The 16,039-nt window shown below is 69.3% G+C and carries 10 protein-coding genes; 8 read left to right on the forward strand and 2 right to left on the reverse strand.

Annotated features, from left to right (window positions below; all coding sequences use genetic code 11):
- Positions 1–45 precede the first annotated feature (45 nt).
- The 8 genes from SLINC_RS32780 (at position 46) to SLINC_RS32820 (ending at position 13,882) form a co-directional block, all read left to right on the forward strand.
- Positions 46–5,535: a HAMP domain-containing protein gene (locus SLINC_RS32780; protein WP_107406713.1), complete on the forward strand. Its 5,490-nt coding sequence runs from the start codon at positions 46–48 to the stop codon at positions 5,533–5,535.
- A gap of 318 nt (positions 5,536–5,853) precedes the next feature.
- The gene (locus tag SLINC_RS32785) at positions 5,854–6,534 is read left to right on the forward strand and encodes a response regulator (protein ID WP_067440779.1); all 681 of its coding nucleotides are present in this window, start codon (positions 5,854–5,856) and stop codon (positions 6,532–6,534) included.
- A gap of 151 nt (positions 6,535–6,685) precedes the next feature.
- Positions 6,686–9,400, forward strand: coding sequence for a DNA translocase FtsK (locus tag SLINC_RS32795; protein ID WP_079164850.1), 2,715 nt, complete (start codon positions 6,686–6,688; stop codon positions 9,398–9,400).
- Between the two features lie 234 nt (positions 9,401–9,634).
- Positions 9,635–10,474 carry a helix-turn-helix domain-containing protein gene (locus tag SLINC_RS32800; RefSeq protein ID WP_067440788.1) on the forward strand — a complete coding sequence of 280 codons (840 nt, stop codon included), beginning with the start codon at positions 9,635–9,637 and terminating at the stop codon, positions 10,472–10,474.
- A gap of 100 nt (positions 10,475–10,574) precedes the next feature.
- The gene (gene rimO, locus SLINC_RS32805) at positions 10,575–12,071 is read left to right on the forward strand and encodes a 30S ribosomal protein S12 methylthiotransferase RimO (protein WP_079164851.1); all 1,497 of its coding nucleotides are present in this window, start codon (positions 10,575–10,577) and stop codon (positions 12,069–12,071) included.
- A complete protein-coding gene (pgsA, locus tag SLINC_RS32810; RefSeq protein ID WP_067440794.1) occupies positions 12,068–12,853 on the forward strand; it encodes a CDP-diacylglycerol--glycerol-3-phosphate 3-phosphatidyltransferase in 786 nt (261 codons plus the stop codon). Before rimO ends, pgsA begins: the two co-directional genes overlap by 4 nt.
- Positions 12,850–13,395, forward strand: coding sequence for a CinA family protein (locus tag SLINC_RS32815; RefSeq protein ID WP_067440797.1), 546 nt, complete (start codon positions 12,850–12,852; stop codon positions 13,393–13,395). The genes pgsA and SLINC_RS32815 overlap by 4 nt, the downstream gene beginning before the upstream one ends.
- A gap of 109 nt (positions 13,396–13,504) precedes the next feature.
- Positions 13,505–13,882 carry a helix-turn-helix domain-containing protein gene (locus SLINC_RS32820; RefSeq protein WP_067440800.1) on the forward strand — a complete coding sequence of 126 codons (378 nt, stop codon included), beginning with the start codon at positions 13,505–13,507 and terminating at the stop codon, positions 13,880–13,882.
- A gap of 468 nt (positions 13,883–14,350) precedes the next feature.
- Here SLINC_RS32820 and SLINC_RS32825 read toward each other — a convergent pair whose 3' ends face one another.
- Both SLINC_RS32825 and SLINC_RS32830 read right to left on the reverse strand, forming a co-directional pair.
- Positions 14,351–15,115 carry an SDR family NAD(P)-dependent oxidoreductase gene (locus tag SLINC_RS32825; RefSeq protein WP_067440803.1) on the reverse strand — a complete coding sequence of 255 codons (765 nt, stop codon included), beginning with the start codon at positions 15,113–15,115 and terminating at the stop codon, positions 14,351–14,353.
- Positions 15,116–15,164: 49 nt separating this feature from the next.
- Complete coding sequence (locus tag SLINC_RS32830; protein ID WP_067440806.1) at positions 15,165–16,007, reverse strand: Fpg/Nei family DNA glycosylase; 843 nt, start codon at positions 16,005–16,007, stop codon at positions 15,165–15,167.
- Positions 16,008–16,039: the final 32 nt, after the last annotated feature.

Genomic DNA, 16,039 nt, shown 5'->3' on the forward strand with positions numbered 1-16,039 from the left:
TACCCGAGCACAGCAGTAACGGTCGACCCCTGCGGGAGGGACACAGTGGAGTCTGGCGCAGCGACGCGGGGCACGAAGACGCGCTCGAAGGGCGGGCAGTCCCCGAGTAACCAGCGCAAGACGCGAGGCGGCACCACCGCCGTGGATACGGCTGCCCTGGACCGACTGCTGGTGGCACTCGTCGCGATGCGCGACGGGAACTTCCGAAAGCGGCTCACGGTGTCCGGCGACGGCGTGATGTCGGAGATCGCGGCGGTTTTCAACGAGGTTGCCGACCGTAATCTGCATCTGACGGGCGAATTGTCCCGGGTGCGGCGCATGGTGGGTCGTGAGGGAAAGCTCACGGAACGGCTGGAAACGGGTGCCTGTGAGGGCTCCTGGGCGACGGCGATCGACAACTCGAACGCGCTGGTCGACGATCTCGTGCGACCTGTGTCCGAGGTCGGCCGGGTGCTGTCCGCGGTGGCCGAGGGTGATCTGTCGCCGCGTATGGAGCTGCGGACGCAGGCGGTGGACGGCACCGGGCATCCGCTTCGCGGGGAGTTCCTGAAGGTCGGGCGGACCGTCAACAACCTGGTCGACCAGCTGTCGACGTTCACCGACGAGGTCACGCGAGTGGCCAGTGAGGTGGGCACCGAGGGCAAGCTGGGCGGACAGGCGCGGGTGCGCGGTATGTCCGGGTCGTGGAAGGACCTCACCGAGTCCGTCAACACGATGGCGTACCGCCTGACGGCTCAGGTGCGGGACATCGCGCTGGTGACGACGGCGGTGGCCAAGGGTGACTTGTCCCGGAAGGTCACGGTTCACGTGGCCGGCGAGATGCTGGAGCTGAAGAACACCGTCAACACGATGGTGGACCAGCTGTCGTCGTTCTCCTCCGAGGTGACCCGCGTCGCGCGCGAGGTGGGTGTCGAGGGCGAGCTCGGCGGCCAGGCGCAGGTGCCGGGTGTGGCCGGTGTGTGGAAGGACCTCACCGATTCGGTGAATCTCATGGCCGGCAATCTCACCGCCCAGGTGCGGGGGATCGCCGAGGTGACGACCGCCGTCGCCAGCGGTGACCTGTCGCGGAAGGTGACGGTGTCGGCGCGCGGTGAGGTCGCGCAGCTCGCGGACACGATCAACCAGATGACCGAGACGCTGCGGATCTTCGCGGACGAGGTCACGCGTGTGGCCAACGAGGTCGGTGCCGAGGGGCAGCTCGGCGGGCAGGCGAACGTGCCGGGTGCGGCGGGAACGTGGAAGGACCTCACCGATTCGGTGAACACGGTCTTCCGGAATCTCACCACGCAGGTGCGGGACATCGCCGCCGTGACGACGGCGGTGGCCAACGGTGACCTGTCGCAGAAGGTCACGGTCGACGTGGCCGGCGAGATGCTGGAGCTGAAGAACACCGTCAACGGGATGGTGGACCAGCTGTCCGCGTTCGGTGCCGAAGTCACGCGGGTGGCTCGTGAGGTCGGTGTCGAGGGCGAGCTGGGCGGTCAGGCACAGGTGCCCGGGGCTGCCGGTACGTGGAAGGACCTGACGGACTCCGTCAACACCGCGTTCCGGAATCTCACCGGACAGGTGAGGAACATCGCCCAGGTGACGACGGCGGTGGCCAACGGCGATCTGTCGCAGAAGGTCACCGTGGACGTCTCCGGCGAGATGCTCCAGCTGAAGAACACCGTGAACACGATGGTGGACCAGCTGTCGGCCTTCGCCGACCAGGTGACGCGGATGGCCCGGGACGTGGGCACCGAGGGCCGCCTCGGCGGTCAGGCCGTCGTGCCCGGGGTGTCCGGTACGTGGAAGGAGCTCACCGACTCCGTCAACTTCATGGGTGGCAACCTCACCTCGCAGGTGCGGCAGATCGCCCAGGTGACGACGGCGGTGGCGCGGGGTGACCTGTCGCAGAAGATCGACGTGGACGCGCGCGGGGAGATCCTGGAGCTGAAGAACACCATCAACACGATGGTCGACCAGCTGTCCGCCTTCGCCGACCAGGTGACCCGGGTCGCCCGCGAGGTGGGTACGGAGGGCCGCCTCGGCGGCCAGGCGCAGGTGCCCGGCGTCGCCGGTGTGTGGCGTGACCTGACCGACTCCGTGAACGGCATGGCGGGCAACCTCACCGCCCAGGTGCGCAACATCGCGCAGGTCGCGACGGCGGTGGCGCGGGGTGACCTGTCGCAGAAGATCGACGTGGACGCGCGCGGGGAGATCCTGGAGCTGAAGAACACCCTCAACACGATGGTGGACCAGCTCTCCAGCTTCGCCGACCAGGTGACCCGGGTGGCCCGCGAGGTGGGCACCGAGGGCATCCTCGGTGGGCAGGCCGAGGTGCAGGGTGTCTCCGGCACCTGGAAGGACCTCACGCAGTCCGTGAACTTCATGGCGAACAACCTGACCATCCAGGTGCGCAACATCGCCGAGGTCACGACCGCGGTCGCCAAGGGCGACCTGTCGAAGAAGATCACCGTCGACGCGAAGGGCGAGATCCTCGAACTCGTCACCACCGTCAACACGATGGTGGACCAGCTGTCGTCCTTCGCCGAGCAGGTGACCCGGGTGGCCCGCGAGGTGGGCACCGAGGGTCAGCTGGGCGGTCAGGCGCGGGTGCCGGGTGTCACGGGCATCTGGAAGGACCTCAGCGACAACGTGAACCTGATGGCCAACAACCTGACCATGCAGGTGCGCAACATCTCCCAGGTCGCGGCGGCCGTCGCCAACGGCGACCTGACCCGGACGGTGACGATCGAGGCGCGCGGCGAGGTCGCGCAGCTCGCCGACACCTTCAACACCATGGTGAAGACGCTGAGTTCGTTCGCCGACCAGGTCACCAAGGTGGCCCGCGAGGTGGGCACGGACGGCATCCTGGGGGGGCAGGCGCGGGTGCCCGGTGTGGCCGGCACCTGGAAGGACCTCACCGAGTCCGTGAACCAGATGGCGTCCAACCTGACCGGTCAGGTGCGGAACATCGCCATGGTGACGACGGCCATCGCCAAGGGCGACCTGACCAAGAAGATCGACATCGACGCCCGTGGCGAGATCCTCGAACTCAAGACGACGATCAACACGATGGTCGACCAGCTGTCCTCCTTCGCCGAGGAGGTCACCCGGGTGGCCCGCGAGGTGGGCACGGAGGGCCAGCTCGGCGGCCAGGCACGCGTGCGTGACGTGGACGGCACCTGGCGGGACCTGACCGAGTCCGTGAACGAGATGGCCGGGAACCTGACCCGGCAGGTGCGTGCCATCGCGCGCGTGGCGACCGCGGTGACCCGCGGTGACCTGAACCTGAAGATCGACGTGGACGCGTCCGGCGAGATCCAGGAACTCCAGGACTACATCAACAAGATGATCGCCAACCTGCGCGACACCACGATCGCCAACAAGGAGCAGGACTGGCTCAAGGGCAACCTCGCCCGGATCTCCGCGCTGATGCAGGGCCGCCGCGACCTGGCGGACGTGGCCTCGCTGATCATGAGCGAGCTGACGCCGGTGGTGTCCGCACAGCACGGCGCGTTCTTCCTCGCGATGCCGCTCCTCGACGGCAAGGACATCAGCGCCGAGAGCGAGGACGCGTACGAACTGCGCATGCTGGGGTCGTACGGCTACTCGATGGGATCCATGCCGACGTCCTTCCGGCCCGGCGAGGCGCTCATCGGGACGGCCGCCCAGGAGAAGCGCACGGTCCTCGTGGAGAACGCGCCCAGCGGCTATCTGAAGATCTCCTCCGGCCTCGGCGAGGCGCCGCCCGCGCAAGTGATCGTCCTTCCGGTGCTGTTCGAGGGCAAGGTGCTCGGCGTCATCGAGCTGGCCTCCTTCACCCCCTTTACGCAGATCCAGAAGGACTTCCTCAACCAGATCGCCGAGATGATCGCGACCAGCGTCAACACCATCTCCGTCAACACCAAGACGGAGGTGCTGCTGAAGCAGTCGCAGGAGCTGACCGAGCAACTGCGCGAGCGGTCGGAGGAGTTGGAGAACCGGCAGAAGGCCCTCCAGGCGTCCAACGCCGAGCTGGAGGAGAAGGCGGAGCTGCTGGCCCAGCAGAACCGCGACATCGAGGTGAAGAACACCGAGATCGAGGAGGCGCGGCAGGTCCTGGAGGAGCGCGCCGAGCAGCTCGCGGTGTCGATGCGCTACAAGAGCGAGTTCCTCGCCAACATGTCGCACGAGCTGCGTACGCCGCTCAACTCGCTGCTGATCCTGGCCAAGCTGCTCGCCGACAACGCCGAGGGCAACCTCTCGCCGAAGCAGGTGGAGTTCGCCGAGACGATCCACGGGGCGGGTTCCGACCTGCTCCAGCTGATCAACGACATCCTCGACCTGTCGAAGGTCGAGGCGGGCAAGATGGACGTCTCTCCGACGCGTATCGCGCTCGTGCAGCTGGTGGACTACGTGGAGGCCACCTTCCGGCCGCTGACCGCGGAGAAGGGCCTGGACCTGTCCGTGCGGGTCTCGCCGGAACTGCCCGCCACCCTGCACACCGACGAGCAGCGGCTGCTCCAGGTGCTGCGCAACCTGCTGTCCAACGCGGTGAAGTTCACCGACTCCGGAGCGGTCGAGCTCGTGATCCGGCCCGCCGGACGGGACGTGCCGATGGCGATCCGGGAGCAGCTGCTGGAGACCGGTTCGCTGCGCGACCCGGGCGGGGATCTGATCGCGTTCTCCGTGACCGACACCGGTATCGGGATCGCGGCCAGCAAGATGCGGGTGATCTTCGAGGCGTTCAAGCAGGCGGACGGGACGACCAGTCGCAAGTACGGCGGCACCGGTCTCGGGCTGTCCATCTCGCGGGAGATCGCCCAGTTGCTCGGCGGTGAGATCCACGCGCAGAGCGAGCCGGGGCGCGGTTCGACGTTCACGCTGTATTTGCCGCTGCACCCCAGCGAACTGCCGCCGCAGGGCTATCAGCAGACCATGCCCGCCCTGGAGGCGGGCGACCTGGTGGCGTCCGCCTCGGGGCTGCCCCAGCTCTCGACGGAGCTGTCCGACGTGGAGGTCGAGACGCCGGCCGAGGTGAGGTCGTACCGGGAGACGCAGAACGGCGCGGCCGCGCTCTTCCGGCGCCGTCGGCGGCCCGTGCAGGAGATCGAGCGGCGCCACGCGGAGCAGGAGGGATGGCCCACGGCCACCGAGCAGGAGTCGGCGCCCAAGTCGCGCCGGGGCATCCGGTTCGGCGGGGAGAAGGTGCTCATCGTCGACGACGACATCCGCAACGTCTTCGCGCTGACCAGTGTCCTCGAACAGCACGGCCTGTCCGTGCTGTACGCCGAGAACGGCCGCGAGGGCATCGAGGTCCTGGAGCAGCACGACGACGTGGCGGTCGTCCTGATGGACATCATGATGCCCGAGATGGACGGGTACGCGACGACCACGGCGATCCGCAGGATGCCGCAGTTCGCCGGACTGCCGATCATCGCGCTGACCGCCAAGGCGATGAAGGGCGACCGGGAGAAAGCGATCGAATCGGGCGCCTCCGACTATGTGACCAAGCCGGTCGACCCGGATCATCTGCTGACCGTGATGCAGCAGTGGATGCGCGGCGAGTGACGGGGAGGCGCGGGCTTTGTCGGGACTTCGTGACCATGTGGAGGGAACCTTCGGCAGGTGCCCCGAGTTGCTGACTCAGGGTGGCCGACATCGTGTAGAAGTACGGGATTCGGGGAACCTTCTGGTCTCCTGCTGCGTTTCTGCTACGTGCACAGTGACATCGCGGTGACAGGGTGTGGCGACGGGCGGGGTGCGGCTACGATGACCGGCACAAGGACGGGCGGCGAAAGGGAGTCGTCCCCTGGGGCGGCGCCGGTCGGCGTCACCCCAAGTCCTGCGGACAGGGGAGGCCCCACGCCGGGGCGAGGAGGGCGGGCCATGGTGCAGAAGGCCAAGATCCTCCTGGTCGATGACCGGCCGGAGAATCTGCTGGCGCTGGAGGCCATCCTCTCTGCGCTCGATCAGACGCTGGTGCGGGCATCGTCCGGGGAGGAAGCGCTCAAAGCACTGCTCACGGACGACTTCGCGGTCATTCTGCTGGACGTCCAGATGCCGGGCATGGACGGATTCGAGACGGCCGCGCACATCAAGCGGCGGGAGAGGACCCGGGACATCCCGATCATCTTCCTCACCGCGATCAACCACGGACCGCACCACACCTTCCGCGGGTACGCGGCGGGCGCGGTCGACTACATCTCCAAGCCGTTCGACCCCTGGGTGCTGCGCGCCAAGGTCTCCGTCTTCGTCGAGCTGTACATGAAGAACTGCCAGCTGCGGGAGCAGGCGGCGCTGCTGCGGCTCCAGTTGGAGGGCGGCGGCAAGGCGGCGGTCGGCGACGCGAAGGAACCGGCGGGGCTGCTCGCCGAGCTCTCGGCACGCCTGGCGGCGGTCGAGGAACAGGCCGAGGCGCTCTCCAAGCAACTGGACGACGACTCGGCGGACGCGGCGGCCGTGGCCACCGCGGCCCATCTCGAACGCAAACTCACCGGGCTGCGGCGGGCGCTGGACGCGCTGGAGCCGGGCACGGGGAGTTCGCCGGCGGTGCCCTCGCAGAACTGACGCGCCGACGGTGCGCGCCAGAACTGGCGCGTACTGCGGGTGCTGTGGCCTATGAACGCGCGTCACTTCCGCGCCTTTTCACGGGCGACACGAACGGGTGAAGCAGTGGGCACACGTGTCCGCTGCCGTCTCCACCGGTAACCTCACACCTATGGCCTCACGTCCCTCCGCAGCCAAGAAGCAGCCGGCGAAGAAGGCTGCCGCCGCGAAGGCTCCGGCGAAGAAGGCCGCAGCGAAGAAAGCACCCGCGAAGAAGGCGCCCGCCAAGAAGGCAACGGCGAAGAAAGCCGCGCCGCCGAAGCCGGCACCCAGCCCCACCGGGGGCATCTACCGACTCGTGCGAGCGGTCTGGCTCGGGCTGGCGCACGCCGTCGGCGCCGTGTTCCGCGGCATAGGGCAGGGCGCCAAGAACCTCGACCCGGCCCACCGCAAGGACGGCGTGGCACTGCTGCTCCTCGGCCTCGGGCTGATCGTCGCCGCCGGCACCTGGTCGAACCTGCGCGGTCCCGTCGGCGACCTCGTCGAGATGCTGGTGACCGGTGCCTTCGGGCGCCTCGACCTGCTCGTGCCGATACTGCTCGCGGTCATCGCCGTGCGGTTCATCCGGCATCCCGAGAAGCCCGAGGCCAACGGCCGCATCGTGATTGGACTGTCCGCGCTCGTCATCGGCGTGCTCGGCCAGGTCCACATCGCCTGCGGCTCGCCCGCCCGCGACGACGGCATGCAGGCGATAAGGGACGCCGGCGGCCTCATCGGCTGGGGGGCGGCCACCCCGCTGACGTACACCATGGGCGAGGTCCTCGCCGTACCGCTGCTCGTGCTGCTCACGGTCTTCGGGCTGCTGGTCGTCACGGCCACCCCGGTCAACGCCATCCCGCGACGGCTGCGCGAACTCGGGGTGCGGCTCGGTGTCGTGCACGACCCGGCCGGGGACGAGCTCGGCGAGGACGACGAGCGCTACGACGACCAGTGGCGCGAGGCGCTGCCCGCCCGCACCCGCAGGCGCGGTCCCGCCCCCGAGGCGTACGACCCCGACAGCGCGGAGCAGGAGGCCCTCTCGCGGCGCCGTGGCCGTCCCCGGCGCTCCGCTGTGCCGCAGCCCGACATGGGCCGTCCCATGGACGCCGTGGACGTCGCCGCCGCGGCGGCCGCCGCGCTCGACGGTGCCGTGCTGCACGGCATGCCGCCCTCTCCGATCGTCGCCGACCTCACCCAGGGCGTCACCGTCGGGGACCGCGAGGAGACGACACCCACCCCGACACCGACTCCCGTGCCGTCGCCGGCCGCGCGGCCCAGGCAGGAGAAGCTGGACGCGGGGGTCGCGGACCTCACCAAGGCCGCGCCCGAGGTCCCGCGCGACCTGCCGCCGCGCGCCGAGCAGCTCCAGCTGTCCGGCGACATCACCTACGCGCTGCCCTCGCTCGACCTCCTCACGCGCGGTGGCCCCGGCAAGGCGCGCAGTGCCGCCAACGACGCCGTCGTCGCCTCGCTGACGACCGTCTTCTCCGAGTTCAAGGTCGACGCCGCCGTCACCGGCTTCACCCGCGGGCCGACGGTCACGCGCTACGAGGTCGAGCTCGGCCCCGCCGTGAAGGTCGAGCGGATCACCGCGCTGACCAAGAACATCGCGTACGCCGTCGCCAGCCCCGATGTGCGGATCATCAGCCCGATCCCCGGCAAGTCGGCCGTCGGCATCGAGATCCCGAACACCGACCGCGAGATGGTCAACCTCGGCGACGTGCTGCGGCTGGCAGCCGCAGCGGAGGACGACCATCCGATGCTGGTCGCGCTCGGCAAGGACGTCGAGGGCGGCTATGTCATGGCCAACCTCGCGAAGATGCCGCACATCCTCGTCGCCGGCGCGACCGGTTCCGGTAAGTCGTCCTGCATCAACTGCCTGATCACGTCGGTCATGGTCCGGGCGACCCCCGAGGACGTCCGGATGGTCCTCGTCGACCCCAAGCGCGTCGAGCTGACCGCCTACGAGGGCATCCCGCACCTGATCACGCCGATCATCACCAACCCGAAGCGGGCCGCCGAGGCGCTCCAGTGGGTCGTACGCGAGATGGATCTGCGCTACGACGATCTGGCGGCGTACGGCTACCGGCACATCGACGACTTCAACCAGGCCATAAGGGACGGCAAGGTCAAGCCGCCCGAGGGGAGCGAGCGGGAGCTCCAGCCGTATCCGTATCTGCTGGTGATCGTCGACGAGCTCGCCGACCTGATGATGGTCGCGCCGCGGGACGTCGAGGACGCGATCGTGCGCATCACGCAGCTCGCGCGTGCGGCCGGTATCCACCTGGTGCTGGCGACGCAGCGGCCGTCGGTGGACGTCGTCACCGGTCTCATCAAGGCGAACGTGCCCTCGCGGCTCGCCTTCGCCACCTCCTCGCTGGCGGACTCGCGGGTCATCCTCGACCAGCCCGGTGCCGAGAAGCTGATCGGCAAGGGCGACGGACTGTTCCTGCCGATGGGGGCCAACAAGCCCACCCGTATGCAGGGCGCCTTCGTGACCGAGGAGGAGGTCGCGGTCGTCGTCCAGCACTGCAAGGACCAGATGGCGCCGGTCTTCCGGGACGACGTCACCGTGGGCACCAAGCAGAAGAAGGAGATCGACGAGGAGATCGGCGACGACCTCGACCTGCTGTGCCAGGCGGCCGAGCTGGTCGTCTCCACCCAGTTCGGGTCGACCTCGATGCTCCAGCGCAAGTTGCGGGTCGGCTTCGCCAAGGCCGGGCGGCTGATGGACCTGATGGAGTCCCGGGGGATCGTCGGACCGAGCGAAGGCTCAAAGGCTCGTGACGTTCTTGTGAAGGCTGATGAGCTGGACGGAGTGCTCGCGGTGATCCGCGGGGAGGCTTAAAGAGAAGGCCAAGGCGGGTGTTCGATCGTGACTCACCCGTAAGGGATCATTGAGCAACCGTTTCCCTTCGGCGTACGTCAAGTTGAGGGAAGCGAAATGCTGCTGCCCCACCATCGGCGTGTCCGGCCATACCGATGGCGTACAAAGTCCCACCGCCCGGTTGCCTCACCCTTTCGTACCCCCCATAGACTGAACCTCCAGCACAGGCGGCTAAAACGCTCGAAAGGCGCCCCCGTGTCCATCGGCAACTCCCCTGAAGACGAGCGTCCGTTCGAAGACGACCGTGAGGAAGCCCGCCCCTCCATCGGCCGCGCCCTCCAACAGGCACGCATCGCGGCCGGACTGACCGTCGACGACGTCAGCAGCGCCACCCGTGTCCGCCTCCCCATCGTGCACGCCATCGAGGCGGACGATTTCGGTCCGTGTGGCGGAGATGTGTACGCGCGGGGACACATCCGCACGCTGGCCAAGGCCGTCCACCTCGATCCCGCCCCGCTGCTCGCCCAGTACGACGACGCCCACGGCGGCCGTCCTGCTCCCACGCCGGCCGCACCGCTGTTCGAGGCGGAACGCATCCGTCCCGAGCGCCGCGGGCCGAACTGGACCGCCGCCATGGTCGCCGCGATCGTCGCGGTGGTCGGCTTCGTCGGCTTCACCGCGTTCAAGGGTGATGGCGACGACGGCTCGAAGACGCAGGTCGCGGACGGAGCCAAGCCCTCGACCAGCGCGTCTGCCTCGCCCACCCCGAAGAACGACAAGCCCGAGGACCCGAAACCGGCGCCGTCGGACAGTGCCATCGCCGCGGCGCCCCAGGACAAGGTGACCGTCCAGGTCACCGCCCCCGACGGGAAGAGCTGGATCCACGTCAAGGACCACAACGGCCGACAGTTGTTCGACGGCCTGCTGGAGCAGGGCGAGTCCCAGACCTTCCAGGACAACGAGAAGATCAACCTCGTCCTCGGCGACGCCGGGGCGATCCAGCTGTACGTGAACGGCAAGAAGATCGACGACGACTGGGAGCCGGGTGCCGTGGAACGGCTCACGTACACGAAGGGCGATCCCCAGGCGGGCTGACCGGCCCAGGGGTCTCTTCGGGCGAGTCAGTGCGGGGTTGGCCAAGATCGGCCAACCCCGTCGACGTGGGCTGTCAGTGAGACAAAGTAGTCTTGAGCCCATGCCTGAACGCCGTACCGTCGCACTTGTCACTCTTGGCTGCGCCCGCAACGAGGTGGACTCGGAGGAGCTCGCAGGCCGTTTGGAGGCGGACGGCTGGGATCTCGTGGAGGACGCCGCGGACGCGGACGTCGCCGTCGTGAACACCTGCGGATTCGTCGAAGCCGCCAAGAAGGACTCCGTCGACGCCCTCCTGGAGGCCAACGATCTCAAGGGGCACGGCAGAACCCAGGCCGTCGTGGCGGTGGGCTGCATGGCCGAGCGGTACGGCAAGGACCTCGCCGAGGCCCTCCCGGAGGCCGACGGCGTGCTCGGCTTCGACGACTACACCGACATCTCCGACCGCCTCCAGACCATCCTGAACGGCGGCATCCACGCCTCGCACACCCCGCGCGACCGGCGCAAGCTGCTGCCGATCAGCCCTGCCGACCGGCAGGGGTCGGCGGCCTCCGTCTCGCTGCCGGGACACGGGCCGGCCGCCGAGGAGCCCCAGCCGGCCCCCGCCGACCTTCCGGAGGGCCTCGCTCCGGCCTCCGGGCCCCGTGCGCCCCTGCGGCGCCGTCTGGACGGCTCCCCGGTGGCCTCGGTGAAGCTCGCCTCCGGCTGCGACCGGCGCTGCTCCTTCTGCGCCATCCCGTCCTTCCGCGGCTCCTTCATCTCGCGCCGCCCCTCGGACGTCCTGAACGAGACGCGGTGGCTGGCCGAGCAGGGCGTCAAGGAGATCATGCTGGTCTCCGAGAACAACACCTCCTACGGCAAGGACCTCGGCGACATCCGCCTCCTGGAGTCCCTGCTGCCCGAGCTCGCCGAGGTGGACGGCCTTGAGCGGGTGCGGGTCAGCTACCTCCAGCCGGCCGAGATGCGGCCCGGGCTGATCGACGTGCTGACGTCCACGCCCAAGGTCATGCCCTACTTCGACCTGTCCTTCCAGCACTCCGCCCCCGGGGTACTGCGCGCGATGCGCCGTTTCGGCGACACCGACCGCTTCCTGGAACTGCTCGACACCATCCGGGGCAAGGCCCCCCAGGCCGGTGTGCGCTCCAACTTCATCGTCGGCTTCCCCGGCGAGACCGAGGCCGACCTCGCCGAGCTGGAGCGCTTCCTGAACGGCGCGAGGCTGGACGCCATCGGCGTCTTCGGGTACTCCGACGAGGAGGGCACGGAAGCGGCGACGTACGACAACAAGCTCGATGAGGAGGTCGTCGCCGAGCGGCTCGCGCGGGTCTCCCGGCTCGCCGAGGAACTCGTCTCCCAGCGGGCCGAGGAGCGCGTGGACGAGACCGTCCAGGTGCTCGTGGAGTCGGTGGACGACGAGGGCGTGTACGGCCGTGGCGCGCACCAGGCGCCCGAGACGGACGGCCAGGTGCTGCTCACGAGCGGCGCGGGACTGCGTGTCGGTCGTATGGTCGAGGCGAAGGTGGTCGGTACAGAAGGCGTCGACCTGGTGGCCGAGCCGCTCGACGGTTCGCTCGGGTGTAGTGAGGAGGCGGGCAGATGACCGGAATTCCGGCGTCCGCCGCGGGTGGCGCCTCGGCTGCCAAAGGTGCGGCCTCGGGCACGACGGCTCCTGGGGTCGTTCCCGCTTCCGGCGCGGTGCCGGGGGCTGCCGGTGCTGTCGCCTCCGGTGTTTCCGGTGGTGATTCCGGTGCCAAGTCCGCTCGGGGCGGGAAGCTGACGGCCGCGGCCGTCAACCAGGCCAGTGTCTGGAACATCGCCAATCTGCTGACCATGCTCCGGCTGCTTCTCGTACCGGGCTTCGTCGCGCTGATGCTGGCCGACGGCGGATACGACCCGGCGTGGCGCTCGTTCGCGTGGGCGGCCTTCGCCGTGGCCATGATCACCGACCTGTTCGACGGGCATCTGGCGCGGACCTACAACCTCGTCACCGACTTCGGGAAGATCGCCGACCCCATCGCCGACAAGGCGATCATGGGAGCGGCGCTGATCTGTCTGTCCGCGCTCGGCGATCTGCCGTGGTGGGTGACCGCCGTGATCCTCGGCCGGGAACTCGGGATCACGCTGCTGCGCTTCCTGGTCATCCGGTACGGCGTCATTCCGGCGAGCCGCGGCGGGAAGCTGAAGACCCTCACTCAGGGCGTGGCCGTGGGGATGTACGTCCTGGCGCTGACGGGACCGCTGGCCACTCTGAGGTTCTGGGTGATGGCTGCGGCGGTCGTCCTGACCGTGGCGACCGGCCTCGACTATGTGAGACAAGCCATTGTGCTGCGTCGGCAGGGAATCGCCGAGCGCAAGGCGGCGTTGGAGGAGACGGAAGCGTGAGTTCCCCGGCCACCGAAGTGGTACGACTACTGACGGTGAAGGGCGAGACGCTCGCTGTTGCCGAGTCCCTCACCGGCGGACTGGTTGCGGCGGAGATCACAGCGGCCCCGGGGGCGTCCAAGGCGTTCCGGGGTTCGGTGACGGCTTACGCCACCGAGCTCAAGCATCGACTGCTGGGTGTGGACGCCACTCTGCTGGCGGAGCACGGAGCGGTGGATCCGCAGGTCGCGGCCCAGATGGCGGCCGGAGTGCGCAAGGCGCTCGAAGCCGACTGGGGCATCGCGACCACCGGAGTCGCCGGTCCGGAGCCGCAGGACGGACAGCCCGTCGGGACGGTTTTCGTGGCTGTCGACGGACCCTTCGAAGGGGGATCCGGCGCGACGGGTGGCGGGAAAGTGACCGCATTGCGGTTGAACGGCGACCGCGCGGAAATTCGTATGGAGAGTGTACGGAGCGTACTCGCACTGCTTCTGAAGGAGCTTGCGAGCGAATCGACTGGGAATGAGCAGGCACAGGATACGGAACGGAACGGGGGGTTTTGATGTTTGCAGCCCTGAGTGAACACGACATCGCTCCCCGCACGGCCGCGGCGCAAGGCGGTACGGTGGGGCGTAATGGATGCGGCTACGCGGTCCGAGGAGGGAGCCACCGATGATTCTGCTCCGTCGCCTGCTGGGTGACGTGCTGCGTCGGCAGCGCCAGCGCCAGGGCCGTACTCTGCGCGAAGTCTCCTCGTCCGCCCGAGTCTCACTCGGCTATCTCTCCGAGGTGGAGCGGGGGCAGAAGGAGGCTTCCTCCGAGCTGCTCTCCGCGATCTGCGACGCGCTGGACGTACGGATGTCCGAGCTCATGCGGGAAGTGAGCGACGAGCTCGCCCTCGCCGAGCTGGCCCAGTCTGCTGCGGCCACCCCCAGCGAGCCTGTGAAGCCGGTTCGCCCCATGCTGGGTTCCGTCTCGGTGACCGGTGTGCCACCGGAACGGGTGACGATCAAGGCGCCCGCCGAAGCGGTGGACGTCGTGGCCGCGTGACGTTCGCGCGGTGCGTGCATGACTTGACGATGCGCTGAAGAAGCGTGCGGGGCCCCGGCCGGGGGTTCTCCGGATGATCTGTGACAGGTGATCCGGAGAGGCGCCGGTGGGGGCTTTCGTGCATCGTGGGCCAGGGTGTCTGGCGTCGGGCTGGAGGTGGGTCCATGACGCGTCCGGCAGTGGGCTGGAGAACCTGGGGGACCCGGGGAGCCGTTCTCGGGTTCGGGGCGTTGTGGTGGTGGGCCGTGCTGCGGCTCGCGCTGTCTTCCGATGCGGGGGTGCTGGAGGGGGCGGTCGCTGCCGGGGGATGGGGCCTGAGTCTGCTGCCGGTGCACTGTGTGCCGAAGGCACGGGCGGTCGGCGCCGTGGAGGCAGGGCGGTGGCGGGCCGCTTGGCGGGGGACGTCCTCCCTGCCGGGTGCGGCGGCTGCTGTGCCGGACCGGGGCGTGCGTGGCGCGTCCGGTGGGGTTACCAGGGCATGGCCACGCCGCCGTTGGGGCGGAGGATCTGGCCCGTCGTGAAGGACGAGGCGTCACAGGCCAGATGGAGTACGGCGTGGGCGATGTCCTGCGGGTCTCCGACGCGGCCCAGGGGTGACATCCGGGCCATCAGTGATTCGGTGTGCGCCTGTGCCTCGGTGTCGTGGCGGTCGGTCATGGGGGTGCGGATCCAGCCCGGTGCGACCGCGTTGACCCGGATGCCGTGCCGGCCGACCTCGGCCGCCAGGGTCTTCGTGAGCTGGACGACGGCCGCCTTGGCCGCGCCGTAGCAGAGCAGGCCGGGGCCGCCGGTGTCCACGGCGCCGGAGGCCATGGTGACGATGCTGCCCCTGGTCCTGTGGGCGAGCATCAGGCGTGCGGCCTCCTGGCAGGCGTAGAGGACGCCCTTGAAGTTGACGTTCAGGACGCGGTCGAGGTCTTCGTCGCGGGTCTCCAGGACCGGGCTGCTGTGCATGATCCCGGCGATCGCGGCCAGGACGTCCAGCCGCTCGCAGGAGGCGATGGCCCGGCGGAGCTGTTCGCGGTCGGTGACGTCGAGGTGGTGGGTGTGGGCGGTGGCGCCGGCTTCCTTGATGTTCCTCGCCGTCTCTTCGAGGCCCGTAGCGTCGAGGTCCGCGCAGTGCACGGTGGCGCCCGCTTCGGCGAGCAGGACGGCCGAGGCGCGTCCGATGCCGCTGGCGGCGCCCGTGACGAACGCGGTGCGGCCGGTGAGGTCGTACGCCTTGAGAGGCATGAGGGGACGGTACGAGGGTTTCTGACGGGTCGTCAATTGCTCCGGGTCGTCAATTGGTCGTACGGGGACGAGTTCGGGGTGCTCGGTGGGTGCCCGGCGCCGGGGCGGGGCCGGATTGGCAGGCGGAGCACCAGTAGGTGGGGCGTTCGCGGGAGCCGTCGCCCTGGTCGGCCACGCTGATCGGGGTGTGGCAGCGGAGGCAGGGGCGGGGTGCGCGGCCGTAGACGAACAGGTCCTGGCCGCGGCGGCCCGTGGTGGTGCGGATCGGGCGGTCGCGGTTGGCTTCCAGGAGTTTCTTGGCCAGAGCGGGGAGGTGGGCGGCGCGGTCGGCGGGGAGGACGCCGATGGGCAGCCACGGGGTGACGCCGAGGAGGAAGCAGAGCTCGCTCTTGTAGACGTTGCCGATTCCGGCGAGATTGCGCTGGTCGAGCAGGGCCTCGCCGAGGGGGCGGGCGGGGTCGGCGAGGAGGTTCGTCAGGGCGCGCTCCGGGTCCCAGTCCGGTCCGAGGAGGTCGGGGCCCAAGTGGCCGACGGCACGGTGTTCGTCGGTGGTGCGCAGAAGTTCAAGTACGGGCAGGCGGTAGCCGACGGCCGTGCGGTCGGCGGTGCCGAGGACCGCGCGGATCTGGTGGGCCGGGCCGCCGGTCCAGCGCTGGTGGGGGGCGTACACCTTCCAGGAGCCGTCCATCCGCAGGTGCGAGTGGAGGGTCAGGCCGCCCTCGACGCGAGTGAGGAGGTGTTTGCCGCGGGGCGTGACGTCCAGGACGGTGCGGCCCGTGAGGTCGGCCGTGGCGTACCTCGGGACCCGCAGGTCGCTGCGGGTCAGCACCTTGCCCGCGAGGGCGTTGTCGAGCCGCCTCGCGGCCTGCCAGACCGTGTCACCTTCGGGCATGGGTCAAGGGTGGCACGGGGGCGGGGCCTCTT

Origin of the sequence: Streptomyces lincolnensis (assembly GCF_001685355.1) — a bacterium.
GTDB lineage: Bacteria > Actinomycetota > Actinomycetes > Streptomycetales > Streptomycetaceae > Streptomyces > Streptomyces lincolnensis.

Excerpts from the sequence above, each read along its gene's own strand:
- SLINC_RS32785 (WP_067440779.1), top strand. The coding sequence starts at position 5,854 with ATGGTGCAGAAGGCCAAGATCCTCCTGGTCGATGACCGGCCGGAGAAT.
- SLINC_RS32795 (WP_079164850.1), top strand. The coding sequence starts at position 6,686 with ATGGCCTCACGTCCCTCCGCAGCCAAGAAGCAGCCGGCGAAGAAGGCT.
- rimO (WP_079164851.1), top strand. The coding sequence starts at position 10,575 with ATGCCTGAACGCCGTACCGTCGCACTTGTCACTCTTGGCTGCGCCCGC.
- pgsA (WP_067440794.1), top strand. The coding sequence starts at position 12,068 with ATGACCGGAATTCCGGCGTCCGCCGCGGGTGGCGCCTCGGCTGCCAAA.
- SLINC_RS32820 (WP_067440800.1), top strand. The coding sequence starts at position 13,505 with ATGATTCTGCTCCGTCGCCTGCTGGGTGACGTGCTGCGTCGGCAGCGC.
- SLINC_RS32825 (WP_067440803.1), bottom strand. The coding sequence starts at position 15,115 with ATGCCTCTCAAGGCGTACGACCTCACCGGCCGCACCGCGTTCGTCACG.
- SLINC_RS32830 (WP_067440806.1), bottom strand. The coding sequence starts at position 16,007 with ATGCCCGAAGGTGACACGGTCTGGCAGGCCGCGAGGCGGCTCGACAAC.